General features: G+C 71.3%; 18 protein-coding genes. 9 read left to right on the forward strand and 9 right to left on the reverse strand.

Annotated elements, in window-relative coordinates; all coding sequences use genetic code 11:
• The first annotated feature begins 69 nt into the window (after window positions 1-69).
• The 6 genes from infB (at window position 70) to ACFT9I_RS17430 (ending at window position 10,091) form a co-directional block, all read left to right on the forward strand.
• On the forward strand, window positions 70-3,207 hold the full coding sequence (gene infB, locus ACFT9I_RS17405; RefSeq protein ID WP_382565058.1) for a translation initiation factor IF-2: 3,138 nt from the start codon (window positions 70-72) through the stop codon (window positions 3,205-3,207).
• A gap of 205 nt (window positions 3,208-3,412) precedes the next feature.
• Entirely contained in the window at window positions 3,413-3,706 is a 294-nt protein-coding gene (locus ACFT9I_RS17410) for a DUF503 domain-containing protein (RefSeq protein ID WP_147878832.1), read from the forward strand.
• 79 nt (window positions 3,707-3,785) lie between these two features.
• Window positions 3,786-4,358 (forward strand): 30S ribosome-binding factor RbfA, encoded by a 573-nt coding sequence (rbfA, locus tag ACFT9I_RS17415; protein WP_382565061.1) that lies wholly within the window; start codon window positions 3,786-3,788, stop codon window positions 4,356-4,358.
• A complete protein-coding gene (gene truB / locus ACFT9I_RS17420) occupies window positions 4,355-5,266 on the forward strand; it encodes a tRNA pseudouridine(55) synthase TruB (protein WP_382565062.1) in 912 nt (303 codons plus the stop codon). Before rbfA ends, truB begins: the two co-directional genes overlap by 4 nt.
• Window positions 5,267-5,458: 192 nt before the next feature.
• Window positions 5,459-9,094 (forward strand): trypsin-like peptidase domain-containing protein, encoded by a 3,636-nt coding sequence (locus ACFT9I_RS17425; protein ID WP_382565063.1) that lies wholly within the window; start codon window positions 5,459-5,461, stop codon window positions 9,092-9,094.
• A gap of 43 nt (window positions 9,095-9,137) precedes the next feature.
• Window positions 9,138-10,091: a bifunctional riboflavin kinase/FAD synthetase gene (locus ACFT9I_RS17430; RefSeq protein ID WP_382565064.1), complete on the forward strand. Its 954-nt coding sequence runs from the start codon at window positions 9,138-9,140 to the stop codon at window positions 10,089-10,091.
• Window positions 10,092-10,157: 66 nt separating this feature from the next.
• On the opposite strand, the gene ACFT9I_RS17435 is transcribed toward ACFT9I_RS17430, so the two are convergent.
• The 9 genes from ACFT9I_RS17435 to eccE all read right to left on the reverse strand — a co-directional run bounded on the left by ACFT9I_RS17435 (window position 10,158) and on the right by eccE (window position 23,182).
• On the reverse strand, window positions 10,158-11,174 hold the full coding sequence (locus tag ACFT9I_RS17435; RefSeq protein ID WP_382565065.1) for an ABC transporter ATP-binding protein: 1,017 nt from the start codon (window positions 11,172-11,174) through the stop codon (window positions 10,158-10,160).
• A 142-nt stretch (window positions 11,175-11,316) separates the two neighbouring features.
• Window positions 11,317-12,339: an ABC transporter ATP-binding protein gene (locus tag ACFT9I_RS17440; RefSeq protein ID WP_382565132.1), complete on the reverse strand. Its 1,023-nt coding sequence runs from the start codon at window positions 12,337-12,339 to the stop codon at window positions 11,317-11,319.
• A gap of 47 nt (window positions 12,340-12,386) precedes the next feature.
• Window positions 12,387-13,361, reverse strand: a complete 975-nt coding sequence (locus ACFT9I_RS17445) for an ABC transporter permease (RefSeq protein ID WP_382565066.1) — start codon at window positions 13,359-13,361, stop codon at window positions 12,387-12,389.
• Window positions 13,358-14,434 carry an ABC transporter permease gene (locus tag ACFT9I_RS17450; protein WP_382565068.1) on the reverse strand — a complete coding sequence of 359 codons (1,077 nt, stop codon included), beginning with the start codon at window positions 14,432-14,434 and terminating at the stop codon, window positions 13,358-13,360. The genes ACFT9I_RS17445 and ACFT9I_RS17450 overlap by 4 nt, the downstream gene beginning before the upstream one ends.
• A gap of 69 nt (window positions 14,435-14,503) precedes the next feature.
• Window positions 14,504-16,435, reverse strand: coding sequence for an ABC transporter substrate-binding protein (locus tag ACFT9I_RS17455; RefSeq protein ID WP_382565070.1), 1,932 nt, complete (start codon window positions 16,433-16,435; stop codon window positions 14,504-14,506).
• Between the two features lie 409 nt (window positions 16,436-16,844).
• Window positions 16,845-20,231, reverse strand: coding sequence for an SCO5717 family growth-regulating ATPase (locus ACFT9I_RS17460; protein WP_382565072.1), 3,387 nt, complete (start codon window positions 20,229-20,231; stop codon window positions 16,845-16,847).
• A 486-nt stretch (window positions 20,232-20,717) separates the two neighbouring features.
• Complete coding sequence (locus ACFT9I_RS17465; RefSeq protein WP_382565074.1) at window positions 20,718-20,951, reverse strand: DUF397 domain-containing protein; 234 nt, start codon at window positions 20,949-20,951, stop codon at window positions 20,718-20,720.
• A 171-nt stretch (window positions 20,952-21,122) separates the two neighbouring features.
• Window positions 21,123-21,821 carry a hypothetical protein gene (locus ACFT9I_RS17470; protein ID WP_382565075.1) on the reverse strand — a complete coding sequence of 233 codons (699 nt, stop codon included), beginning with the start codon at window positions 21,819-21,821 and terminating at the stop codon, window positions 21,123-21,125.
• The gene (gene eccE / locus ACFT9I_RS17475) at window positions 21,818-23,182 is read right to left on the reverse strand and encodes a type VII secretion protein EccE (RefSeq protein WP_382565076.1); all 1,365 of its coding nucleotides are present in this window, start codon (window positions 23,180-23,182) and stop codon (window positions 21,818-21,820) included. The genes ACFT9I_RS17470 and eccE overlap by 4 nt, the downstream gene beginning before the upstream one ends.
• A gap of 181 nt (window positions 23,183-23,363) precedes the next feature.
• Between eccE and eccB the strand changes: the two genes are divergently transcribed.
• The 3 genes from eccB (at window position 23,364) to ACFT9I_RS17490 (ending at window position 26,861) form a co-directional block, all read left to right on the forward strand.
• Window positions 23,364-24,893, forward strand: a complete 1,530-nt coding sequence (gene eccB, locus ACFT9I_RS17480) for a type VII secretion protein EccB (RefSeq protein WP_382565078.1) — start codon at window positions 23,364-23,366, stop codon at window positions 24,891-24,893.
• 14 nt (window positions 24,894-24,907) lie between these two features.
• Window positions 24,908-26,194: a type VII secretion-associated serine protease mycosin gene (mycP, locus tag ACFT9I_RS17485; protein WP_382565080.1), complete on the forward strand. Its 1,287-nt coding sequence runs from the start codon at window positions 24,908-24,910 to the stop codon at window positions 26,192-26,194.
• A 226-nt stretch (window positions 26,195-26,420) separates the two neighbouring features.
• Window positions 26,421-26,861 carry a hypothetical protein gene (locus tag ACFT9I_RS17490; RefSeq protein WP_382565081.1) on the forward strand — a complete coding sequence of 147 codons (441 nt, stop codon included), beginning with the start codon at window positions 26,421-26,423 and terminating at the stop codon, window positions 26,859-26,861.
• Window positions 26,862-26,865: the final 4 nt, after the last annotated feature.

Genomic DNA, 26,865 nt, shown 5'->3' on the forward strand with positions numbered 1-26,865 from the left:
TGAGTACGCGATGAGTACGCCCATGAAGTAGCGACGGTCCGGCGGTAACCCGGACCTAAAAGGAGCGAAGTGGCTAAGGTCCGGGTATACGAACTCGCCAAGGAGTTCGGCGTGGAGAGCAAGGTCGTCATGGCCAAGCTCCAAGAACTCGGTGAATTCGTCCGTTCGGCGTCGTCGACGATCGAGGCGCCGGTTGTACGCAAATTGACTGATGCTTTGCAGGGCCCCGGCGGCAACGCCGCGAAGCCCGCAGCGAAGCCCGGGGCGCCCCGTAAGGCGAGCCCCGCCAAGCCCGCCGCGCCCTCCCCGGCGCAGGCGGCACGTCCGGCTGCTCCCAAGCCCGGTGTCACGGCTCCCAAGCCGGCCGCCGCCGAGGCCCCGCCGAGCAGCACCCCTTCCTCTCCGGCTCCGGCCGCGACGTCCGCCTCCGGCCCGCGTCCCGGTCCGAAGCCCGCAGTGTCGAAGCCCGCCCCGGCTCCGGTGCCCGCGGTCGAGTTCTCGGCCCCGGCTCCGGCCCAGCCGGCGCCTCCGCAGGCGCCCCAGGCCCCGCAGTCCCCGGCGGCCCCGCGCTCCGGTTCGGCCACCCCGGGGCCCCGCCCCGCCGGTGGTCCCGCCGCCCGTCCGGCTCCGGCCGGCGGTCAGCGCGACGGCGGCCGTGACGGTGGCCGCGGCGGCGAGCGCCCCGCGCGTCCCGCGGGTCAGGGCGCCCGTCCGGGTGCTCGTCCGGCGGGTCCCCGTCCGGGCAACAACCCCTTCACCTCAGGTGGTTCCACCGGAATGGCGCGCCCGCAGGCGCCCCGTCCGGGTGGCGCCCCGCGTCCCGGCGGTGCCGGTGCGCCCGGTGGTCCGCGTCCGCAGGGCGCCGGTCAGGGCGGTCCCCGTCCGCAGGCCGGTGCCGGTGGCCAGGGCGGTCGCCCGAGCCCCGGTGGTATGCCGCGTCCGCAGTCCCCGCGTCCCGGCGGCGCTCCCGCCGGTAACCGTCCGAACCCGGGCATGATGCCGCAGCGTCCCGCCGCGGGTCCGCGTCCCGGCGGTGGCCCCGGCGGAGGCCGTGGTCCCGGTGGGGCCGGTCGGCCCGCCGGTGGTGGCGGTGGCGGCGGTCGTCCCGGTGGCGGCGGCGGTTTCGCCGGTCGTCCCGGTGGCGGTGGCGGCGGTGGCTTCGCAGGTCGCCCGGGTGGCGGCGGCGGTGCCCCGGGTCGTCCCGGTGGTGGCGGTTTCGGTGGCGGCGGTGGCCGTCCCGGTTTCGGCGGACGTCCGGGTGGTCCCGGCGGCCGTGGTGGAACACAGGGCGCGTTCGGCCGCCCCGGTGGACCGGCCCGTCGTGGCCGTAAGTCGAAGCGGCAGAGGCGCCAGGAGTACGAGGCCATGCAGGCCCCGTCGGTAGGCGGCGTGATGCTGCCGCGTGGCCAGGGACAGGTTGTCCGGCTGTCGCGCGGTGCGTCGCTCACCGACTTCGCGGAGAAGATCAACGCCAACCCGGCGTCGCTCGTCGCCGTGATGATGAACCTCGGCGAGATGGTCACTGCCACGCAGTCCGTCTCCGACGAGACCCTGCACGTGCTCGCCGGCGAGATGAACTACGTCGTCGAGATCGTCAGCCCGGAGGAGGAGGACCGCGAGCTTCTCGAGTCCTTCGACATCGAGTTCGGCGAGGACGAGGGCGGCGAGGAGTTCCTCGTCGCGCGTCCGCCGGTCGTGACCGTCATGGGTCACGTCGACCACGGTAAGACCCGGCTGCTCGACGCCATCCGTAAGACGAATGTCGTCGCGGGCGAGGCCGGCGGTATCACGCAGCACATCGGCGCGTACCAGGTCGCCACCGAGGTCAACGACGAAGAGCGCAGGATCACCTTCATCGACACCCCGGGCCACGAGGCGTTCACCGCCATGCGTGCCCGTGGTGCCAAGTCCACCGACATCGCGATCCTCGTGGTGGCGGCGAACGACGGTGTGATGCCCCAGACGATCGAGGCGCTGAACCACGCCAAGGCGGCCGACGTGCCGATCGTGGTCGCGGTCAACAAGATCGACGTCGAGGGCGCGGACCCGACCAAGGTGCGCGGTCAGCTGACCGAGTACGGCCTCGTGGCCGAGGAGTACGGCGGCGACACCATGTTCGTCGACATCTCCGCCAAGCAGGGTCTGAACATCGACAGCCTGCTGGAGGCCGTGGTCCTCACGGCGGACGCCTCGCTCGACCTCCGGGCCAACCCGGAACAGGACGCGCAGGGTATCGCCATCGAGGCGCACCTCGACCGCGGTCGCGGCGCCGTCGCCACCGTGCTCGTCCAGCGCGGCACGCTGCGCGTCGGCGACACGATGGTCGCCGGTGACGCGTACGGCCGTGTCCGGGCGATGCTCGACGACAACGGCAACAACGTCGAGGAAGCGGGTCCCGCGACCCCCGTCCTGGTCCTGGGACTCACCAACGTCCCCGGCGCCGGCGACAACTTCCTCGTCGTCGACGAGGACCGCACCGCGCGGCAGATCGCCGAGAAGCGTGCCGCTCGTGAGCGGAACGCGGCGTTCGCCCGCAAGGGCGTCCGGTTCTCCCTGGAGAACCTGGACGAGGCCCTCAAGGCCGGCCTGGTGCAGGAACTCAACCTCATCATCAAGGGCGACGCGTCCGGTTCGGTGGAGGCTCTCGAGTCCTCGCTGCTCCAGCTCGACGTCGGTGAAGAGGTCGACATCCGGGTTCTGCACCGCGGCGTCGGTGCGGTCACGGAGTCCGACATCGACCTGGCGATGGGCTCCGACGCCATCGTCATCGGCTTCAACGTGCGCGCCGCCGGGCGTGCCTCGCAGATGGCCGACCGCGAGGGTGTCGACGTCCGCTACTACTCGGTGATCTACCAGGCCATCGAGGAGATCGAAGCGGCCCTCAAGGGCATGCTCAAGCCGGAGTACGAGGAGATCGAGCTCGGTACGGCGGAGATCCGCGAGGTCTTCCGCTCGTCCAAGCTCGGCAACATCGCGGGTGTTCTCATCCGGTCCGGCGAGGTCAAGCGCAACACCAAGGCCCGGCTCGTCCGCGACGGCAAGGTCATCGCGGAGGACCTCAACATCCAGGGTCTGCGCCGCTTCAAGGACGATGTCACCGAGATCCGCGAAGGCTTCGAGGGCGGTATCAACCTCGGAAACTTCAACGACATCAAGATCGACGACGTCATCGCGACGTACGAGATGCGCGAGAAGCCGCGCGGCTGACGTACGCCGGTGGTGTCCACCACCGCGTGACTGACGTGACGCGGTGCCGATGCCGCCCGGGTCCTGCTCGGGCGGCGTCGGCGGTCCGGGGCCGGTCGACGGTGCTTAATCCGTCGATCGGCCCCGGCCGTTCCGTGTACGGTTTGTGTGCCCCTGCCAAGCGCTGGCGGGCCCGAACCCGTACCGGCGGGACATCCGGATACACATGTATGTGGGGACACTGTCCTTCGACCTGCTCCTTGGCGACGTACGGTCGCTGAAGGAGAAACGCTCCATCGTCCGGCCGATCGTCGCCGAACTCCAGCGGAAGTTCGCGGTGAGTGTGGCGGAGACCGGCGACCAGGATCTTCATCGCAGGGCCGAGATCGGTCTGGCGGTGGTGTCCGGGGACACGGTGCATCTGAGGGACGTTCTGGACCGGTGCGAGCGCATGGTCGCCGGCCGTCCGGAGGTGGAGCTGCTGTCGGTACGACGGCGGCTGCACGGAGACGACGACTGAGCCGCCCGGACCCGGGCAGGCGACGGTCGCGGCAGCAAGAGCAGCAGACAAGAAACCCAGAAGGAAGAGTGACGGACCGGTGACCGACAACGCGCGGGCCCGCAAGCTGGCCGACCGCATCCAGGTCGTGGTCGCGGAGACCCTGGACCGGCGTATCAAGGATCCGCGGCTGGGCTTCGTGACCATCACGGACGCCCGGGTCACCGGCGACCTGCGGGAGGCCACGGTCTTCTACACGGTCTACGGCGACGACGAGGAGCGCGCGGCGTCCGCCGCCGCCCTGGAGAGCGCCAAGGGCGTGCTCCGCTCCGAGGTGGGACGTCAGACCGGCGTCCGGTTCACGCCGACGCTGGCGTTCGTCCCGGACGCCCTGCCCGACAACGCCCGCACCATAGAGGATCTTCTCGACAAGGCTCGCGCCAAGGACGCCGAGGTGCGTGAGGTGTCGACCGGTAAGACCTACGCGGGCGAGGCCGACCCTTACCGCAAGCCCGGTGACGAGGGCTACGAGGAGGACGCCGAGCCGGACACGGAGTCGGACGTCGAGGGTGAGGCGGGGGCGGAGGCTTCGGCCGACGGGCCTGCGGCGGCCGCATCCGGTGAGGCCGACCGCGGCGACGACGACGACACGGACGGCGCCGCCGCTAAATGACACAGCAACTCCCCACGCCCGACGGCCTTGTCATCGTGGACAAGCCGTCGGGCTTCACTTCGCACGACGTCGTGGCCAAGATGCGCGGCATCGCCAAGACCCGCCGTGTCGGCCACGCCGGCACGCTCGACCCCATGGCGACGGGTGTGCTCGTCCTCGGCGTGGAGCGGGCCACCAAGCTGCTGGGGCACCTCGCTCTGACCGAGAAGGAGTATCTCGGCACCATCCGGCTGGGGCAGGACACCGTCACCGACGACGCGGAGGGCGAGACCACCTCGTCCACCGACGCGTCCGGCGTCACCCGCGAGGGCATCGACGCCGGGGTGGCCGCCCTCAGCGGCGCGATCATGCAGGTGCCGTCCAAGGTCAGCGCCATCAAGATCGACGGGAAGCGGTCGTACGCGCGCGTACGGGGCGGTGAGGAATTCGAGATCCCGGCCCGGCCGGTGACCGTCTCGTCGTTCCAGGTGTACGACGTCCGCGCCGACGTCGCCGAGGACGGTACGCCCGTGGTCGACCTGGTCGTGTCGGTCGTCTGCTCCTCCGGTACGTACATCCGCGCCCTCGCACGCGACCTCGGCGCGGGACTCGGTGTCGGGGGGCATCTCACGGCGCTGCGCAGGACGAGGGTCGGTCCGTACGGTCTCGACGAGGCCAGGACGCTCGACCAGCACCAGGAGCGGCTGACGGTCATGCCGGTCGCCGACGCCGCCGCGACGGCGTTTCCGCGCTGGGACGTGGACGAGAAGCGGGCGAAGCTGCTGCTCAACGGCGTACGGCTGGACATGCCCGCGCGCCGGGACGGGGCGGTGGCCGGCCCCGTGGCCGCGTTCGGGCCCGACGGGCGGTTCCTGGCACTGGTGGAGGAGCAGGGCGGCAAGGCTAAGAGTCTGGCCGTCTTCGGCTGATCGGATACTGATCGGTCAGCTGTCCGGTGGTTCCCGATGGTCGCTGTGCGGCCCGAGGCTTGAGTACGGGCCGCCCTCGCGCCGTGGATTCACCCCATCGGGCGGGCGCTCGGCGTGAACAGAGGGTGCACTGGGGGCGCCTTCGGCTCGCGTCCTTCTCCGGCTGATCAACATCCGCCTACGGTCTGAGCCATGGGTAGCGGGGACCGGGCGACGCTGGTGCGGATCTGTGATCTGGCGGGCAGGCCCCGCGGGACCGGCTTCGTCGCCGACGCCGTGGGGACGGTCGTCACCAGCCACGAGGCCGTGGACGGCCTCGTACGGCTGGTCCTGCACGCGCCGGGGGAGCGGACCTGTCTGGCCGACGCCGACGCGATCGTTCCGCTGCCGGAGGTGGGGCTGGCGCTCGTGCGCACCGAGGGTCTCGACGTGCGACCGCTGCCGATCTCGCGCAGGGACAGCCCGGAGGCCGGGACATACGTACGGATCGCCGCCCACGGGTGGCGTCAGGCGCGCGTGCTGGGGGCCGTTCCGGCGACGTACACGGCGACCGATCGCTTCCATCTCCTGGACACGGTGCTGGAGTTGGCGATCGGCACGGGTGGCAGCGACGCCTTGCGGCTGGGCGGCGGGGCCGCGGGCGGGCCGGTGCTGGACGCCGCGACGGGCGCCGTACTGGGCGTCATCGGTACGGCGCTGCACACGGAGCACCGTGCCGCCGGACTCGCACTCCCACTGGGGGCGGCCGCCGCGGCGGATCCGGCGGGACCGCTGGCGGCGCTGCTCCGTCTGAACGACGCCACCGTCCCCGGCTACGGACACGACCTCAACCTCGCCGGCGTGCTGCGACTCACGGCGTCGGCCGGGGGCAGGGAAGGGGGCGGGGACGGTGGGGCGGCCGGCGGGCCGGGGGTCGTTCAACGGGCGGACACGTCGCGCGAGTTGAGCCCCTTCACCGAAGCGCCGGCCGACCGTGCCACAGCTTCCGGCGCGCTCGTCCTGGGCCTGGTCGGCGACCCGGGCACCGGCCGTACGACGGAACTCGCCGCCCTCGCCGACCGCCGCGCCCACGGGGCGGCGCCCGCCCCCACCGTCCGGCTGCGCGGCGCCGATCTGCGCGCCGACGACACGTCCCTCGCCGATGCCCTGGGGCGCGTGCTGCGCGCGGCAGGCCGCACCGCCATCGCCTCCGGGGCGCCGGGGGACGCGGCGTCGGCGACGCCCGAACAGGCGGCGAGGCTCGCACGGGGCGCGGGGCGACCGCTGCTCGTCCTGCTCGACGGACCGGAGGAGATGCCGCTCCAGTTGGCCCACGCGCTGCCCGACTGGACGGCGCGCACCGTCGGCTGGCTCCGTGACGAGGGCGTCAAGCTGGTCGTCGCCTGCCGCCCCGAGTTCTGGGAGCGGGCGGGGGCGCTCTGCCCGCCGGACGTACTGCACCGTCCGGCCCGCGCCGCGCGCCGGTTGCCGCCCGCCATACGCCTCGGCGACCTGCGGCCGGCGGAGGCGGAACGTGCTCGCGAGCTGTACGGGATCCCCGACGGGGCCCTCGCCGGCACCGAGGCCGTCCACCCCCTGTCGCTCCGACTGATGGGGGAGCTGCGAGAGGCGCTGGGTGGTGACGTACCGGGGCGGCCCGACCGGGCGGACATCTTCAGCGCGCATCTGGACCTGACGTGTCTGCGGATCGCGGAACGGCTCGCCGCGGCGACCGCGACCGGGCGCAACGGCGCGGCCGTCGGGAGGCTGGCCGCGAGAGTGGCGCGGCAGGCGCACGAGGCGGCGCGGCACTGTCTCGGCCCCGGACGGGGCGAGTTGGATCGCGACGCGTTCGACGCGATCTTCCCGCAGAGCACGGGCTGGGCCGCTGCCGTGCTCGCCGAGGGCCTGCTGGTCCCGGCCGGCCACGGATACCGCTTCGCCCACGAGGAACTCGGTGACTGGCTCCAGGGCACACACCTCGATGTCGACGGCGCCTTGCACGTCCTGGTCCACCAAGCCTGCCCGGCGGACGGTCCGACCGTCCCCGCACAGCGCACCCCGGCGTCGGCGGCGCGTCACAACGGCACACGGCAGGACGGACCACGCGGCCCCGTACGGCGCGCCGCCCCGTCGGTCCCGACACACCGCATCGGCCCCGTCGTGCACGCTCTGCTGCTCCTCGGCCGCGATTCCGGCCCCGTCGCGCTGGGACTCCGACTGGACGGCCTGATCGACGCCTTGGACCGCCTCGGCGACGGACGGGCCGACGGACCCGGCGGCGCACGGGCGGTCGACGCCCGTTGGTGGGGCGCGCACCTTCTCGGGGAGGTGCTGCTGAGGGTGCCCGACACGGAGCCGTATCTCCCGGTGCTGAGGCGCCTCGCCGTACAGATCACGCGGCGCTCCGTGCGGGAGGGAGGGCCGCACCGTCTCGGTGGGCTCGCCGAGTTCGGCCCCTGGTTCTGGACACAACTGCGCGTGGACGAGGCCGCGCGTACCGATCTCCTGAGGCTCCTGCTGCCCGCCGACGGGGCGCCCGAGGCGCCGGGTGCACGCCCGCGTTACCTGGACGCCGCGGCCGACCTGCTGGACGCCGACCCCAGGGCCGTACAGCCACTGCTGTGCCGCTGGTTCACCGACGAACGCCCGCTGCCCACGGGGCCCGACGCGGCCGTACGCCCCACCGTCGCCACCGCGGCGCAGGCTCTGCTGCACTCGCGGCGGTACCTCGCCGTCGACGACCTCACCGAGGCGCTCGCCGCCGCAGTCCATCCCCGCGCCGACGAATTGCTCACCGCCCTCGCCGAGGACGAGCCGTCGGCGCTTAGCCGCGCCGTCGACCGCTGGGCGCACGACGGGCGCCCCGAGCGCCGCGCGGCAGCCGCCGTCCACGCACCGGTGACCGCCCGCCACGCCACCGGCACCGCCGACCGCGAACTGCTGCGCCGTACCGCCTTGGCCCTGCTCGCCGACCCCCTTACGCACGGTGCGGCGCTCGGCCTTCTCGTACGGGACCCGGCGACCCGCCCACGCCATCTGGACCAGGCCGTCGCCGCCTTCGTACGGGGCGACGCCGGGCCGCCGGCGAGCGCACTCGCCGCAGCGCTCGGCACGCACCCCGAGCCCGTCCTCGCGGCCTTCCGTACGCGACTGCACAACCCCGCGGCCGACCCCACCGGCCCGCTGACCGCCCTCGCCGAACTCCGGGAGCCCCAACTCACCCACCACGCCGCGGCACTTGTGAGCGAATACGTCGCCCGAAGGCCGGGAGCGGCCGAACACGCCGCCCGGTTCGTCGACCGTCGACTGGAGCACGGACCGGCCGCCAGGGCGGCGCTCCTGCCGCTGGTGACGGGGCTGATCCTGCACCGCTCCGTCGAGGTGCGTGCGGCGCTGGCACCGGTGCTCGCGGCGTCCGACACCGGTGCCTCGTGCCTGCTGCGGGCCGAGCTGCTCGACGTACTCCTGGCGTACGAACGCCGCCACGGCCCCGACCCGCGCGGCCACGGGGCGCGGCAGGAGACGCCGGTGCTGGACGCCTTGCTACGGGCTGCCGCCGCCGGGGCGGCCGACCGCGCCGAGGCCGCCACCCGCGACCTCGTCCACCGCACCGGACTCCTGTCCGTCCGGACCCCCGACGGGGCCACGCGCTTCGACCGGCGCTTGGTGGGTCTCGCCCGTGAGATGCCGGGATTCGCGGCACTCGTCGCCGCATGGCTGACCGAGGACCCGCGACAGTGGGCGACGGTCGTCGGGCCGAGCGCCCGCAAGTCCGTCATGTCGCTCGGTACCCCGATGCCGATGCGGGTCAAAAGCCACGGGCATGGCAGTCTTAGACCTGCGTAAGAGGCATTCACGTACACGGGTTCGGGCGAGGAGAGCGGTCACAGTGCAGCGCTGGCGCGGCTTGGAGGACATCCCCCAGGACTGGGGACGCAGCGTCGTCACCATCGGCTCCTACGACGGCGTGCACCGCGGACACCAGCTGATCATCGGGCGCACCGTGGAGCGGGCGCGGGAGCTGGGAGTTCCCTCGGTGGTCGTGACGTTCGACCCGCACCCGAGCGAGGTCGTCAGGCCGGGCACCCACCCGCCGCTGCTCGCGCCGCACCACCGTCGGGGCGAGCTGATGGAGGGGCTGGGTGTGGACGCGGTGCTCGTCCTGCCGTTCACGGCGGAGTTCTCGAAGCTGTCGCCCGCCGACTTCATCGTGAAGGTGCTGGTCGACAAGTTGCACGCGAGCGCCGTCATCGAGGGGCCGAACTTCCGCTTCGGCCATCGGGCGGCCGGCAACGTCGGCTTCCTGGCCGAACTGGGCGCGACGTACGACTACGAGGTCGAGGTCATCGACCTGTATGTGACCGGTGCGGCGGGCGGCGGCGAGCCCTTCTCGTCGACCCTGACCCGGCGGCTGATCGCCGAGGGCGACGTCGCGGGCGCGGCCGAGATCCTGGGCAGGCCGCACCGGGTCGAGGGAGTGGTGGTGCGCGGCGCGCAGCGCGGGCGTGAGCTCGGTTATCCGACGGCCAACGTGGAGACCCTGCCGCACACGGCGATCCCGGCGGACGGTGTGTACGCGGGCTGGCTGACCGCCGACGGCGAGCGGATGCCGGCGGCGATCTCGGTCGGTACGAACCCACAGTTCAACGGGACCGAGCAGACCGTCGAGGCGTACGCCATCGACCGTGTGGGGCTCGACCTGTACGGGCTCCACGTCGCCGTGGACTTCCTGTCCTACGTACGGCCCCAGCGGACGTTCGACTCCATCGAGTCCCTGCTCGAAGCCATCGCCGACGACGTGAAGCGGTCGAGCGACCTCATCGCCGCGTACGACGCGCGCTGACAAGACCGGCCGAAGCCCCAACTACGGGCACCTTATGCCCGAGTTGGGGACTCGAACCGCGCGGCTTCAGAGCACCTTTTCGCCCTCCGTGCCGGCCGTGGCGGCAGCCGCGGCCCAGTGGCAGGCGACCTGGGTGGTGTCGCCGCCCGTCAGTATCGGCAGGGCCTCCGTGCGGCACTTGGTGGCGACACCGGAGCGTTCCGCCTCGCCCGAGGCGAGGATCTGGCACCTTGCGTGGAAGCGGCAGCCGCCCGGGACGCGCGACGGGTCCGGCGGCTCGCCCGCCAGGACGACCGGTTCGGCTCCCGACTCCGGCAGGACGGACAACAGCGCCTGCGTATATGGGTGTTGAGGGGACGTCAGCACCCGCTCGACCGGCCCCGTCTCGACGATCCGGCCCAGATACATCACGGCCACCCGGTCGGCGATGTTCCAGGCGAGCCCGAGGTCGTGCGTCACGACCAGGGCGGACAGGCCGAGTTCGTCGCGGAGCGACAGCAGAAGCGCCAGGATCTCGCCCCGTACGGAGGCGTCCAGCGACGCCACGGGCTCGTCGGCGACGATGAGTTCGGGCTTCAGGACCAGTGCCCCCGCGATGACGACGCGCTGACGCTGGCCGCCCGACAGCTCGTGCGGATAGCGCAGGAAGAACCGCTCCGGAGGCCGCAGCCCGGCACGGGACAGCGCCTCGGCGACGGCTTCACGTTCGTTGCCCTTGTACCGGTGGATGCGCAGGCCCTCGGCCACCGCGTCGTACACCGTGTGCCGTGGATTCAGCGAACCGCTCGGGTCCTGGAGCACCAACTGGACGCGCTTGCGGTACGCCTTGAGGGCGGCGGACTGGTAACCGAGAGGCACGCCGCCGAAGGTGATGCCGCCCGTCGTCGGCGGCACCAGGCCGAGCAGCGTCCGCGCGAGCGTGGTCTTGCCGCACCCCGATTCGCCGACCAGGGCGACGATCTCGCCGCCGCCGATGTCCAGATCGACACCGTCGACGGCCCGCGCCGCCGGGGCGCCGCGCCGCCCGGGGAACGTGACGTGCAGCCCCGTGGCCGAGAGCAGAGGCGTGGGCGTGGTGGTCATGACTGGCTCCTGAGGGATGGCCGCCCGGCGGCCGTAAGAGCGGGACGGTGCGGGCACGGCGCCGACTGTGACGTCGGCCGTGCCGTCCGCGGGCGCCTGGCGCCGCCGCCCCGTACGATGCGGCCGTCGGGGCGTGAGGACGTCATGGGAGTTGCTCCGCGGGCGTCGCCGACAGCTGCGCCGGTACCGCCGCGCCGACGTGCACGCACGCCGCGCGTCGGCCCGGCCCCGCGTCCCGCAGCGGCTGGTCCTCCCGCGCGCACTCGTCCACCGCGACGGTGCAGCGCGGATGGAACGTACAGCCCGACGGCAGCGCCGAAGGATCTGGCGGGTCGCCCGGCAGACCGCGCGGGGCACGCCGCGAGGCGAGGTCCCCGACCCGGGGGAACGCCGCGGAGAGCGCGCGGCTGTACGGGTGCTCGGCGGCGTCGTACACCGACTTCGCCGGCCCCTCCTCGACGATCCGGCCCGCGTACATCACGGCGAGCCGGTCGCAGGTGTCGGAGAGCACCGCCAGGTCGTGGCTGATCATCAGCAGGCTGATGTCCTGCTCGGCGACCAACTGCTCGATAAGTCGCAGGATTTGGGCCTGGATCATCACGTCGAGCGCCGTCGTCGGCTCGTCCGCGACGATGAGCCGGGGATCACAGGCCAGCGCCATCGCGATCATCACGCGCTGCCGCTGCCCGCCGGACAGTTCGTGCGGATAGGCGTCGGCGCGAGAGGCCGGCAGCCCGACCTGTTCCAGTAGTTCCACGGTGCGCCTGCGTGCGGCGGCGGGCGTCGCGCCGCGGTGCAGCAGCACCGGTTCGGCGATCTGGTCGCCGATCCGGTGCACGGCGTTGAGCGAGTGCATGGCGCCTTGGAACACGATCGAGGCCCCCGCCCACCGCACGGCGCGCAGCCTGCCCCATTTCATGGTGAGTACGTCCTCACCGTCGAGCAGCACCTGCCCCGTCAGCTTCGCGGAGGCGGGCAGCAGCCGGAGCAGGGCGAGCGCCAGGGTGGACTTGCCGCAGCCGGACTCGCCCGCGATGCCGAGCTTGCGGCCCGATTCGAGGACGAGGTCGACGCCCCGTACGGCGGGGACGGCGGAGGGCCCCGTACCGTACGTGACCCGCAGGTCCTTGATCTCCAGCAGACTCGACGCCGGCTTCGAGGTCACCGCGTTCTCGGTCCCTGCCTTCGAGGTCTCTTCCTTCGATGTATCGGTCAACGGGACACCCCAAGCTTCGGGTTGAGCACGGCCTCGATCGCACGGCCGCAGAGCGTGAAAGCAAGCGCGACAAGCGCGATCGCGATACCGGGCGGTGCCAGATACCACCAGTGCCCCGACGAGACGGCGCCCGCCTCCCGGGCGTCCTGGAGCATGCCGCCCCAGGAGACGACGGACGGGTCGCCGAGCCCGAGGAACGCGAGCGTCGCCTCCGTCAGGATCGCCGTGGAGATTCCGAGCGTCGTCTGGGCGAGAACCAGCGGCATCACGTTGGGCAGCACATGGCGGGTCATGATGTGGCTGTGTCCGCCGCCGAGCGCCCGGGCCCGTTCGATGTACGGCCGCGACTCGACGGCGATGGTCTGCGCGCGCACCAGGCGCGCCGTCGTCGGCCACGAGGTCACCCCGATGGCCAGGATCACCGTCCAGATACTGCGCGACATCACCGTCGCCAGCACGATCGCCAGTACGAGCGCGGGCATCACCAGGAACCAGTCGGTGATCCGCATGACCACCGTCGCGAACCAGCCGCCGAAGTGTCCGGCCACGATGCCCACGAGGGTGCCGATCGCCACCGACAGCGCGGCGGCGAGCAGCCCGACGACCAGGGAGATCCGGGCGCCCCAGATCAGCAGGCCGAGCAGTGACCGGCCGAACTGGTCCGTGCCGAGCGGGAATTCACCGCTCGGGCTCTCCAGTGCCGTCCCCGGCGCGTCGGTGACGCTCTGCACGTCGCCGCCGATGAACAGCGGCGACGTCATCGCGATCAGGGCGATGACCGCGAGGCCGGCGAGACCGACGAGGCCGGCTCGGTGCGTACGGTACTGGCGCCAGAAGCGGGACACGGAGCCGCGGCGGCGCGCCCACGCGAGCGACGAGGCGGACCGCGCCGCAGCCTCGGTCGTCTCCGCCGCAGGCTTCGAGGGCTCCGCGGGCTCCGAGGGGTTCGGCGGCGTCTTGTCGATAGTCATCGGCCCACCCGGGGATCGAGCAGCGGATAGAGCAGGTCGGCCAGGAGGTTCATCAGGATCATCGCTCCCGCGAAGACCACGAACAGCCCCTGCACGACCGGCAGATCGGGCACGCTCAGGGCTTGGTAGAACAGCCCGCCGAGGCCCGGCCACGAGAAGACCGTCTCGACGAGGATCGAACCGGCGGCAACGTGGCCCAAGTTGATGAAAACCATCGTGACCGTCGGCAGCATCGCGTTCGGCACGGCATGCCTGCGCCGTACGAGATCGTCCCGCAGCCCCTTCGCCCGCGCCGTCGTCAGATAGTCGCTGCCCATCTCGTCCAGCAGCGAGGACCGCATCACCAGCAGCGTCTGCGCGTAGCCGACCGCCACCAGCGTCACCACCGGCAGCACCATGTGGTGCGCCACGTCGAGCACGTACGCGAAGCCGGTCTCGTTGCCCGACTCCATCCCGCCGCTGGGGAACATCCCGGGAATCGGACCGATGCCCACCGAGAACACGATGATCAGCAGCAGCCCCAGCCAGAACGACGGCACGGACCAGAGCGTCAGCGCCACACCGGTGTTGATCCGGTCGCCGAGGCCACCGTGGTGCCACGCGGAGCGCGTACCGAGCCACAGCCCGAGCGTCGAGTAGATCAGCACGGCGACGCCCGTCAGCAGCAGCGTCGCGGGCAGTTTCTCGGTGATCAGCTCGCCGACCGGGGCGTGGAACTGGTACGAGGTCCCCAGGTCACCCGTCAACGCCTTCGCGCAGTACTCGGTGAACTGCTGCCACATCGGCAGATCGAGGCCGAACTGCCTGCGCAGCGTGGCCATCTGCTCCACCGACGTCGGCTTGCCATGGGTCATGGCCTTCACCGGGTCGCCGGGAATGATCCGGAAGAGGAAGAAACTGGTGACGAGGACGGCGAACAGCGAGACGGCGGCGCCGCCCAACTTGCCCGCCACGTACAGCAGATAGTCGGTCCTGTGTCCCGTGACGCGGGTGCGGGGGCCGCCGGACGGCCCGGTCTTCACCGGGTCGTCGGCGGCGTCCCGCATCACACCGGGGGTGCTTGCGGTGCTCATACGGTGTCTTTCCGGGGAAGCCTCCCGGACCCCCTGCTCGCGGTCGTGCTCACAGCCTTGCCCACAGCCCTACTCACGGTCCTCGGCGGTGGAGCGGCGCCGCATCATGAAGAAGAGCCCGAGTGCCACCACGACCACCACGGCCGCGCCGATCCCGATCATCGTGCCGGTGGACGAGCCGCTGTCCGAACTCGCCTCGGCGGTCCCGTCGGCCGGTACGGCGGACCACCAGCTCCAGTAGCCGTCCTGGCCCCAGATGTTGCCCGCGGCCTCAGGCATGGTCGTGATGGATTTGATCTGGTCCGTACGGTACGCCTCGACGGCGTTCGGGTAGGCCATGACGTTCATGTACCCGGTGTCGTACAGACGCGACTGGATCTGCTTGACGAGATCGGTGCGCTTGGCGGTGTCGTACTCGACCGACTGCTTCGCATACAGGTCGTCGTACTTCTTGTCGCAGATGAAGTTGTCCGTCGCGCCGGAGGCCTCGGCCGTGGCGGGGAGGGCGGCGCAGGTGTGGATCGACAGCACGAAGTCCGGGTCCGGGTTGACCGACCAGCCGTCGAAGGCGAGGTCGTAGTTGCCCGCGAGCCACGGGTCGGAGACGTTGTCCAGGCACTCGACCTTGAGACCGATGCCGAGGTCGCCCCACCACTCCTGGAGGTACTTGCCGACGGCCTTGTCGTTCGGGTCGGTGGCGTGGCAGAGGATACGGAAGTTGAGCGGCTTGCCGTCCTCGCCGACGCGCTTGCCGCTGCCGTTCTTCTTGTAGCCCGCCTTGTCGAGGAGCGCCGCGGCCTTCGCCGGGTCGTAGCCGATCGTCTGGCTCCCCGAGGGCTGCCAGAAGTACGAATCGAAGCGCGGCGGGATGTAGCCCTGCCCCTCCACCGCGTGGCCCTGGAAGACCTTGTCGACGATCGTCTTGCGGTCGACGGCGTGGAACAGCGCCTTGCGGACGTCCGGGTCGAGCAGCGCCTTGTGGCCGTTGCCGAAGGTCTTGCCGTCCTTCGCCTTCGCGCCCGGGTTGGTGGCGAGCGCGAAGAAGCGGCGTCCGGGGGCGTCGTTGACCTTGATGTTGTCGGCGTTGCCGAGTGCGGTGGCCTGGGCCGGCGTCAGGCCGGAGACGAACGAGACCTCGCCCTTCTGGAGGGCGGCGACCGCGGCGTCCTTGTCCTTGTAGTACCTGAAGACCAGCTCGTCGAACTTCGGGGCGCCGCGCCAGAAGTCCTTGTTCGGCTTCAGCCGGATGTACTGGTCGACCTTGAAGTCCTCAATGACGTAGGGGCCGTTGCCCACGATCGGGAACTTCTTGTCGTTGTTGAACTTGGAGAAGTCGTCGACCTTCTCCCAGACGTGCTTGGGCACGATCGGCACGTCGAGCGACGTCATCGTGGCCTGCGGCTTCTTGAGCTCGATGACGAGCTTCGTGGCGTCGGGGGCGGTGACCTTCTTGAAGTTCGATGTGAAGCTGCCGTTCGCCGTGGCGGCGTTCGGGTCCGTCATCATCTTGTTGAAGGTCCAGGCCGCGTCCTCGGCGGTGGCCTGCTTGCCGTCGGACCACTTGGAGTCGCCGCGGATGGTGAAGGTCCACGTCAACTTGTCCGGCGAGGATGCCCACTTGGTGGCGAAGCCCGGGATGGTGCGGGCGTCCTTGGCGTCGTAGTTGGTCAGGTACTCGTACGTCAGCCGGTGGACGCTGGTCGCGACGAGGGTCTGCGCCAGGAACGGGCTCAGCGAGTCGATGCTCTGGTCGACGGCGACCGTGAGGACCTTCTTGCCGTCGGCCGCCGCGACCGCCGCCGGGGCCTTGGGGGCCTTGGGCGCGTTCAGGGCGTTCGGCGCCGCCTGGGCCTGCGGGGCCGCGGGCAGCAGCGGACTCAGCGGGATCACGGAACCGGCCACCATCGCAGTGGCAGCGGCGCCGGAGGCCAGGAAGAGACGGAATCGGGGGCGTTGCCGGGTGGGCTGCCGCGTCGTACGCGGCGGAATCCTTGTGACCATGGGTCGTGACCTCGCGTCATCACTCGCACGGAGAAACAGAGAGACAGAGAAACAGGATCAGAAACAGAGAAGCATGGAAGCGGAGATTGAGAACTGAGAAGAACAACAGACAAGCAGACAGGCAATCAGGCGACACGGAGAAGAGAGAAGCGGGGCGGCAGGGGGCGGGTGGTCGGGATCGTCGCCGGTTCGAGCGGTCACTCGAAGCGGCGGCGTGAATCGGTTGCTCGCGTCGTCCGACAGCGGCAGCTGGGTTGACTCCAGCTCACCAACTGGTGAAGCGAAGGTTTATCAGCGCTGGTCGGGCCACGTCAACGGGCGTCGAAACCCCATCTGGGCTGCGGGAATGCGATGAGGGTCCGTACCGTGAAGACGGTGCGGACCCTCATTGGTCTAAACCTCTGTCGCCTTACTGCTGAGGCGCTGACGGAGCCTGCGGAGGCTCCTGCGGCGGCCAGCCGGCGGGCGGAACCGGACCCTGCAACTCCGGCTGTCCCGGCTGGCCTGGTTGTCCCGGCTGACCGGGTTGTCCGGGCTGGCCCGGCTGTGAAGGCTGCTGGTGCGGCGGCTGCGGTTGGTGCTGCGGCTGTGCGCCGGGGTGCCCGCCCGACTGCTGGCCGGGGTACTGGCCCGGCGGCAGCCCGGCCGGGCTGCCGGACGACTGTGCCTGGGAGGGCAACGACTGCTGCCAGCCCTGCTGTTGCGGATAGGGCTGCTGCGGGTAGTACGGCTGGCCCGGAGTCTGCGGTTGCCCCGGGGCCCCGCCCGGCGTCTGTCCGGGGGGCTGGCCGTGGCCGTACTGTCCCGGCATCTGCGGCTGTCCGTACGGAGGCTGGCCCGGCGCCTGCTGGCCAGGCTGTCCGTACGGCGGCTGCGCCTGAGGCTGTCCTGGCTGGTGACCCTGCTGCTGGCCCTGGTGCCCCGGCATCGGCGGCGCGAGGTGCGGCGGCGGATTGCCGTCCGCCGTCCACAGCCCCTGCTGCTGCTGGGCGCGCGAGAAGTCCTCGGCGATCAGCGCGGAGAGGTTGAAGTACGCGTCACGGGTCTTCGGCCGCATCATGTCGAGGTCGACCTCGGCGCCCGCCGACAGGTGCTCGTCGAAGGGCACCACGACGACGCCGCGGCAGCGCGTCTGGAAATGCTGCACGATGTCGTCGACCTTGATCATCTTGCCGGTCTCGCGTACGCCGGAGATGACCGTGATGGAGCGCTGCACCAGATCCGCGTATCCATGGGCCGACAGCCAGTCCAGCGTCGTCGACGCGCTGCTCGCACCGTCGACCGACGGGGTCGAGATGATGATCAACTGGTCGGCCAGGTCCAGCACTCCACGCATCGCGCTGTAGAGGAGGCCGGTGCCCGAGTCGGTGAGGATGATCGGGTACTGCTTGCCGAGTACCTCGATCGCGCGCCGGTAGTCCTCGTCGTTGAACGTCGTGGAGACCGCCGGATCGACGTCGTTGGCGATGATCTCCAGCCCGGACGGCGCCTGCGAGGTGAACCGGCGGATGTCCATGTACGAGTTGAGGTACGGGATCGCCTGCACCAGGTCCCGGATCGTTGCCCCGGTCTCACGGCGCACCCGGCGGCCGAGCGTGCCGGCGTCGGGGTTGGCGTCGATCGCGAGGATCTTGTCCTGCCGCTCCGTGGCCAGCGTGGAGCCGAGGGCGGTGGTGGTGGTCGTCTTGCCGACGCCGCCCTTGAGGCTGATGACCGCGATGCGGTAGCAGGAGAGCACCGGCGTACGGATCAGTTCGAGCTTGCGCTGCCGCTCCGCCTCCTCCTTCTTCGCCCCGATCTTGAAGCGGGAGGCGCCGGAGGGGTTGCGGCTGCTCTTGGCCTTCGGCTTGTTGTTGCGCAGGAGGCGGTCCGAGGACAGCTCGACGGCGGCGGTGTAGCCGAGCGGCGCGCCCGGTACCGAACGCTCGCGTTGGTCGTGCGCCATCGCCGTCGGCCAGCCCGCGCCGGAGCGCGGGTCCGCCGGCGGCGCACCGGGTACACCGCCGGGCGCGGCACCTTGCGCGTGTTGCTGCTGCTGGTACGGCTGTTGCTGCTGGGCGGGCAGATTGGGCGTCGGCGATGCCGGTGCCGGCAGGTTCGGCGGCTGGTGCTGCTGCGCCTGCGCGGGCGGCGTCTGCGGGGCGTGGGGCGCCTGCGGCGACTGCTGTACGGGCGCGTACGGGGCGGGCTGGGCGGAGTGCCCCGGCTGCCCCGGCTGCCCCGGATGGCCGGGCTGGCCCGGCTGGGGGAACCCGTAACCCTGCTGTGGGCCCTGGTGCCCCGGCTGCCCTGGCTGTCCCTGCTGTCCGGGATGGCCGGGCTGCGGGAAGCCGTAACCGCTCTGCGCGTACGGGGCGTTGGGACCGGCGTTCAGCGGCGCGGGTCCGCCCGGCTGTCCCTGGTGCCCCGGCTGTCCGGGCTGCGGGAATCCGTACCCACTCTGCTGCGCCGTCGCGGCGGGCGTGGCCGGTGCGGCGGGCGTCGCCCAGGGGGCGGGCTGCACCGGCGCGGCCGGGGGCAACTGGTGCTGCTGCTGCGCGGGCGCGTGGGACGGCGAGATCGCGGGCGGCTGCGACTGCTGCTGGGCCTGCGACACGGACGGCGACTGAGGCGTCGAGGAGCGCTCGGCGGGCCACTGCGGCGCGGGCGCCGGTGCGGCCGGCTGGAAGGCGGGCGGCAGCGGGGGCAGTCCGGAGTCCGGACCGGCGGGGGACGGGGACCACGGCGGCGCGGGCGCGGGCGGGGTCGCCGGAGCGTTCAGCGGGGGAGCGGCGTCGGAGGGCTCGTCCGTGGGCGGAGCGTCGGCCGATTCGTCGACCGCGTCCGTCGGCTCGGCGGGGCGGCCCCGGAAGTCGTCCGGAAGATCCGTGATGTCCGCGCCGGCTACGGCGGGTTCCCCGGAGTCGGCCTCGCCCAGGGAGTCGGCGCTGGAGTCGGAGTCGGAGTGGGTCGACGAGGCCAGGCCCCCCAGAGGCTCGTCGACATCGGACTCGGCAGACCCGGCCAGGTGGCTCCCGGCCCCGTCTCCGTCCGCGTCGTCGCCGCCCCGGGCCTCGCCCTTGTCGTCCGCGTCATCTCCCTCACCGCGACCGCGACCGGGACCGAGATCGCGGTCGTAGTCGAGGTCACGGTCACGGTCGAGATCAGCACCAGCACCCGCCCCGTCCCGCTCGCCCTCAGCCGCGGACCCGGCAGAAGCACCATCGGCAGCCCCGCCGGCTCCGGCAGCCGCGCCGGCCCCGTCGACATCGGTATCGGCATCGGCATCGGAGTTGTTCTCAGCGGCCTCCGCCGCCTGCTTGGCGGCGTCGATCTCCGCCATCTCGCGCTTCAGCGCGGCGGGGGAGAAGCGCATGGTCGCCCCGCTCTCCAGATCACCGGCACCGAAAGGCTGCGCGAACGGCTCCGACGCGGCGGCGTCGGCAGTCGGAGAGACGGCGGGAGAGGGCGCCACCGGCGGCGCCGAAGGCAGTACCGGATCGATGGACGGCGACAGGGGCGCGCTCTGCGCGGGGATCGGCGGCGGAGGCTGCCGGTGCGGCCAGTTCGGCTCGTACCCACTTCCCGCGGGCAGCCCCGGTACGGCCACCGGAGCCCCGTTCGGAGGCGGCGGCGGAGGGGTGGAACTCTGTCCCGCGCCGTCGGAGGCGTCCCCGGCGGCGTTCTGCGTGTACCAGGCCGGCGGGGTGTAGTCGATGGTGAACTCACCCGTCATCTCGGCGGGCTCCGCGTCGGACTGATCATCGACGGGAGTGTTGTTCCAATCCCCACGGATCTCGTCCCGATCGCCGTTCACTTTGCCTCCTGGTGTGGTCGAGCACCCTTGTGCCGTGTTGGGTGGGGGCGACCGCTGTCAGTCGATCAGCCCGGCTCTACCCCTTGGGACGCTCCCGACGTGCTTACGGGTTCTCGCGCGCCCTGACCCACCCTAATCGTCCACAAGCCCACTCCGGCAGGCCCGCCCGCCCGTCATCCGCCGCCACGTACGCCACCCCTTGCCGCCGGGTGATTCGGGCACGGCACACGGCCGGGAAGAGGGTGGGGTGAATCATGACAACAACGCATGAATGCCCGCCCGTTCGCTCCGCCTCCGGGCACGACCCAACAATCCGGTATCGGCGTCCGGAAGGTGGTCCGGTCCGGGCGGTCATGTCCGTGGAGCGCCCGGACCGGGAAGGTTCCGCCGCTTCCGCCGCTTCCGCCGTCTCCGTCGGGTCTCTTCCTAAGGAGGCGGCGTAGTCCTCCGGTCCAGGCTTACGCACCAGGTCTGTGGCGCGCACCTCTACCGAATGTCGAATTCCCCGTCGCGCGCGCCCAGTACGAACGCCTGCCACTCCGCCTCGGTGTACCGCAGCACGGTGTCGGGATCCACGGACGACCGCATCGCCACCGCCCCGCCGGGCAGATGCGCGATCTCGACCCGCTCCTCGTCCTCGCTCGTGCCCGGGGCGCTGAGCCACTCGACACCAGAGATGTCGAGGGCGTACAGCTCGTCCTTCTCCTGTGCGGTCCCCATCGGTCAGGCCTTCCCTTCCACAGCGGCTGAGTTGAACGATCTCCACGCACGAGCGGACACAAACAACCCACCGGCGTGCGCTCCCACGGATCCTAGATCCGCCCGGCACGTCCGGTCCGGCGATTCCCGTCCTGTCACTCCTGCCGGGGACCCCGCCCCGTACGGGGCGGCTCAGTCCATCCTGCGGGCCGTGCCCAGCAGTCCCGACTCCGCGTCCGTGGGGCTCGTCATCACCCAGTGACGCTCGCGCCCGGCACACCAGAGGGTGACGCCGTCAGCCAGCGTCGGCAGCGCTCCACTCTCGGCGGACGACAGCCCGAGGATCCGGCCGATCTGCTCCGCCTCGCGCGGCGACACCCGCTGAATGCCCACCAATGTCGAATTCCGCATCAACCGGGGCGCCACGGGGCTCAGATACGGCAGCAACGTCAGCACCGACTGCCACGGTCCCGACACCACACGGCCACGGGGCGGTCGCATGCCCGCGTCCCGTACGACCACCACGGGGCTGCCCACCGTCGCTCCCTGCGGCGGCACCCGCCCCACGTCGTGGAGGGTGATGCACTCCAGCCCCGCGCCGGCGGCCTGCGCCAGCAGCGTCCACGCCTGGGCGCGCCCCGTCTCGACCACCACACGTGCTCCGGTGCCCGCCGCGCGCAGCGCGATCACCTGCGCCGTCCAGAGGCCGCCGATCAGCAGGACGTCGTACGGCGCCGAGCGGTGGAACCCCACCATCTGGGGGTGCCCCTCCGCGTCGTCACCGATGACCACGCCGTCGTCGCCGACCGGCAGGGAGAGCGCGCCGAGTTCGTCGGCGGGCATGGTGTGACCCGCGTGCCGCGGGCTGAGCAGCGTACGCAGCCCGTTCATCGGGCGCCTCCCAAAGGAAGTGTGGCCAGGGCTCCGGGCAGCTGTTCACGGTCGAGGCGTACGAGTCCCACCTTGGCCGACCGCGCGGCCTGCTCCAACAGCCGCCGCACGCCGACCAGTTCGGTGTCGCTGCCACCGGTGATCCGTACATGGCCGTTCACCGTCATGGCGCCCAGGTGCGCGCCGCGCCGCAGGGTGAGGCTGAAGGTCGTCGCGTACGCCGGGGTGGCGGTGAGCAGCGACACCAGTTTGGGCAACGGGGCGGCCCCGCGCCCCAACTCGGGCCAGCGGCCCACCGCGTACGTCGTGTGCCACCGGTCGTCGCACCGCCAGACGCGCGGCGTCTCGGCCGTGCGCCGCGTCGGGGCGACGTCGGGGCGGGCGGCGAGGGCGGCCTGTGCGGGGCTGGCGCAGGCCGACGTCGCGATGGTGGAGTTCAGCTCCTCCTGGTCCAGGACGACGGCGCGGAAGCCCGCTCCGGTGATGCGGCTCGCCACGTGGTCCGCCACCCGTACGAGGCAACGCTGGGCGCCCTCGACGCCGCCCCCGCGCGCGTCCACCGCCTCCTTGCACAGCTCGGGATCGAGCTTTACCGCCACCCACGTCAGCCGCAGCGCCGGGGCGCCGGTCTTCTCCTGAAGAGGGATGTACGAGAGCCGGGCCACCGACTGCGGGGGCAGATGCGGCGCGGGCGCCGAACGCACCTGCTGCACCAACTGAACCGATTCCAGCTTGATGTCGTCGACCTCCAGCGCGCCGCCCAGGAGCGAGAGCGGCAGCGCCCGCGCGCCGAAGGCGGGCCGCAGGGCGGACCCGCTCGCCTCGACCCGTACGACCGCGGTGAGGAAGCTTCCGTCGCCGAGCATCCCGACCGTGCGGCGGTCCCGGTCGACGTACGTGTACGGGCGCAACGCCGGGACGCTCTCCGTGACCGGGGCCAGCGAAGGATCGGTGTCCACGGAGGCGGGCTCGGCGGCCCGCTCGCGCGCACGGAGGGAGAGGACGGTCGAGAGCCAGTCCTGGACGGCGTGGCCGCGGCGCCGCAGGACGGCGAAGACGACCAGCACACAGGCGACGGCGATCGTGGGGACCAGCCACAACCCGCCGAGCACGGCACCGACGGCGGCCAGCGCGAGCGCCAGCTCGACGAGCACCAACTGCCTTAGCTGGAAAGGGCCGACGTGGCTGGTGCGGGAGAGTGCCCGCAGGGTGGTCGTGGCCGGGGCACGTGGCGCCGTGGTGGCCGGTGGGGGCACGGGCCCGGTGCCGGGGGCGTTGCGGCGTTGCCGCCGGGAAGATCGGGAAGGGCCGGGGGCCTGTCCGGAAGTCCGCCCATCGCGTGCGCGCGTCGCCGTACCCATCCCCGCGTTGCCCCCTCTGTCCGTAATGGCCGTTTCCCCGTGGGCCGTTGACCGGGCGATCACCCTACCTGAGCAGTGAGGCGTGATCGCCAGCATGCATAGTAGGGGGCCGGAACGACGGTAGCCCTCTCCGAGAGGAGAGGGAGCCGACCGCGCAGTGGGGGAGAGGGACAGCGGACAGATGGCATCACGACGGGACGAACTCAACGCCTACACCTTCGCGAAGCGAAGGCTCATCGCGCAGTTCGTGCAGCCGAACTCGACCGGCTCCGAGGAAGGCGCGCCCCGCCCGCTGCGCGGGGTGGTGCCCGGGATGATCGTCGCCGTGGTCATCCTGGCGATCTTCGGCGCCTGGGGGATGTTCAAGCCGGTGGCGCCCAAGCAGTGGAACACGCCTGGTGAGAACGTCATCATCGCCAGCAAGTCCACCACCCGTTACGTGGTGTTGAAGACCGGCAAGAAGATCCAGCTCCACCCCGTCCTGAACATGTCGTCGGCCAAGCTCCTGCTGAACCCGGACAAGGGCAAGGTCATCAACGTCGACGAGTCCGTGCTGGACAACGGCAAGATCCCGCACGGCGCCACCCTCGGCATCCCCTACGCCCCTGACCGGCTGCCCGACGCCAAGGAGGCCGGCGCCGCCAAGCGCTGGGCGGTCTGCGAGCGCCCCGGCGAGGGCGGCCAGGCCATCGAGAAGGCGGCGTTCGTCTTCGCGGAGCGCGAGCAGAAGAAGACCGAGGGCGCGAACCAGCTCACCGGCGGCGAGCTGATGTACGTGGAGGGGCCCGACGAGACCCGCTACATCGTGGACCGGACCGGCAAGGCGTACGCCGTCGACGCGGAGGACAAGGTGTTGCTCCAGGTCCTCGTCGGGGACACGCGTGAACCCCAGCGCGTCTCCGCCGCGTGGCTGGAGACGCTGCACGAGGGCGACCCCGTCGACTTCCCTGAGATCGACGGAACTCCCGGCGTCGACGCGGGCGTCGGGGGCGATCTGAAACCCGCGCTCGACAAGATCGGCACCATTCTCACCGCGGCGGACGGGACGAAGGACCAGCTGTACGTCGTACTCGAAGGACGGGTCGCCCCGATCTCCGACTTCACCGCGAAACTCCTGCTCAACGGCCCCGATCTGATCGACGTGGGCCAGAACGGCGAGGCCACGTCCGTGAGCGCCGCGACCTTCCGGCCCGGCGAGCCGTTCGGGCAGGACAAGGACTGGCCGGAGGACAGCCCCGACGCCGTCAACTCCGCGAGCACGTCGGAGGGAAGCCGTAACACCGTCTGCAACGTGCTCGGCGAGGTGGACCCGGACAGCGGTGACACCACGCTCACCACCTGGGCCGGCACCGGCTTCCCGGCGACGCTGGCGACGGGGGCAACGAGCGCGTACGTCACCCCCGGATCGGGCCAGCTGTTCCGTCAGTTCACGGGCGGTACGACCAAGTCCGGCTTTCTCTTCCTGGTGACGGACACCGGGCTGCGGTACGCGATGCAGTCCAACGGCGACAACGCGACGGAGGACTCGGGAATCGGCGAGTCCGGCTCGGAGAAGGACAAGCAGGACAGCCAGAACGAGGTGCAGAAGGCGCAGAACAGGCTCGGCTACCAGAACGTGGACGCGGCGCCCGTGCCCGCGGCCTGGTCCTCGTTCCTGCCGACGGGGCCGCGACTGTCGACCAGCGCCGCGGGCCAGCCGCAGGGTTCGTGAGGGGCGGGGCAGCCATGACGTACACCCACATTCACACGCGTACACGCACGCCCAACTCCCCATCCACGTACCGCAGGTTGGCCGCCGCGACGACGGTCCTGGCCACCGCCGCGCTCTCGCTCGTGACTCTGTCGGCGCCCACCGCGACGGCGGACACGGGCCAGTGCGACTTCCCCGGGGAGAAGTACGCAGGCCGGCCGTGGTCCTTGCAGCGCGTGCTGATGGACGAACTGTGGAAGCAGTCGACCGGCAAGAACGTGCGGGTCGCCGTCATCGACACCGGCGTCGACATCGAGAACCCTCAACTGACCAAGGCGGTGGACGTCGGCAGCGGCCGTAATCTGATTCCCGCGAACGCCAAGGACGACAACGGGAACAAGCTCGACCGCGGCAAGACGAACGGCACCACCGACGTCGTCGGCCACGGCACCAAGGTCGCCGGCATCATCGCCGCGCGCCCCGGCGACGGGACCGGCTTCGTCGGTCTCGCGCCCGACGCCGTGATCATTCCGATCCAGCAGAACGACGCGTACGGCAACGGCACCGCCGAGACGCTCGCCACCGCCATCGACCACGCGGTCCGCGAGAAGGCCGACGTCATCAACATCTCCCAGGACACGGCGAACGCAGTAGAGCCCACGGCGGTGTTGAAGCAGGCCGTGGACGCCGCCCTCGCGGCGGACGTCGTGGTCGTCGCCTCGGCGGGCAACGACGGCCTGGACGGCAAGGACAAGAAGACGTACCCCGCCTCGTACGAGGGAGTCCTCGCCGTGGCGGCGTCCGACCGCAACAACGAACGGGCCTCGTTCTCCCAGCCGGGCGACTTCGTGGGCATCGCGGCGCCGGGGGTCGACATGGTCACCACCGTCCCCGGGGGCGGCCACTGCGCCGACAACGGCACCAGCTTCTCCGCCCCGTACGTCGCCGGAATCGCCGCTCTGATCAAGAGCAAGCACGAGAAGTGGACACAGGAGCAGATCGTCGCCCAGATCCAGCAGACGGCGGAGCGCTCGACCTCGGGCCGCGACCGCCTCGTCGGCTGGGGCGTGGTGGACCCCGTCCGCGCGCTGACCGAGGATGACAAGCCCGTCGAGAAGCCGGTGGCACACGAAGGAGTGACCCGGGCCGAAGCGCCGACCCCGGCCGAGGTCCACCTCGGCGAAACCGCCGAGGAACGGAACTCCCGCCTCGCGACGTACGTCCTTGTCGGGGGCGCCGTCCTGGTGGCGGCGATCACGGGCGGTTCGGTCGCTCTGCGCGACTCACGTCGCCGGGCGCGGCGGGTTGGGGCGAGTCGGTGAAGAACGGTGGCGGTTGAGGGTGCTGTTGCCACAGTCAAGTCACGTGACGGGTAACCCACTTAGAGGTGTACGACCGAGTAGTTAGAGTGGTTACGAGCGATCACCGATTGAACGGGGAAGACCGGTCCGCTGTGATCGTGACGTGTGATCGTGACGTAGGACAGAAGCAAACGGGGAGGAACGGGCATCGTGCCTGAGTCGGTGGGTGGCGTGAGCGGGGGCTCCGATGGCGAGTGATCTTGAGCGCGGTGTAGGCGCGTTGAAGAAGTTCCAGAGTCAGATCAACTCTCTGCTCTCGGAGTTCGAGGGCGGCGCGGCCGGCAAGGGAGAGATCGCGGCGCAGAGCGTGCCGCGGTCGTCGTTCAGCGGCCCCGGCAAGTTCGACGAGGCCGAGGGCTTCTCGAAGCAGTACGACCGGGTTCACACGTCGCTCATCTCCCTGTCGAAGTCCCTCGGGGAGCAGATAGAGCTGCTGAGCATCGGAGTTCACGCCGCCGACATCGGCTACAACAACCTTGAGGACGACCTGCGGTACCGCTTCCACACCATCCAGACACGCCTGGACGAGCAGCGCGCCGATCAGAAGCAGCAGCAGGTGCAGGACAAGAGCGGGGTGCCCGAGGCGCCGCGTCAGGACGCCACCGGCGGCACGAAGGACTTGGGGTGATGAG

This window comes from Streptomyces sp. NPDC057137 (assembly GCF_042670825.1).
Classification (GTDB): domain Bacteria; phylum Actinomycetota; class Actinomycetes; order Streptomycetales; family Streptomycetaceae; genus Streptomyces.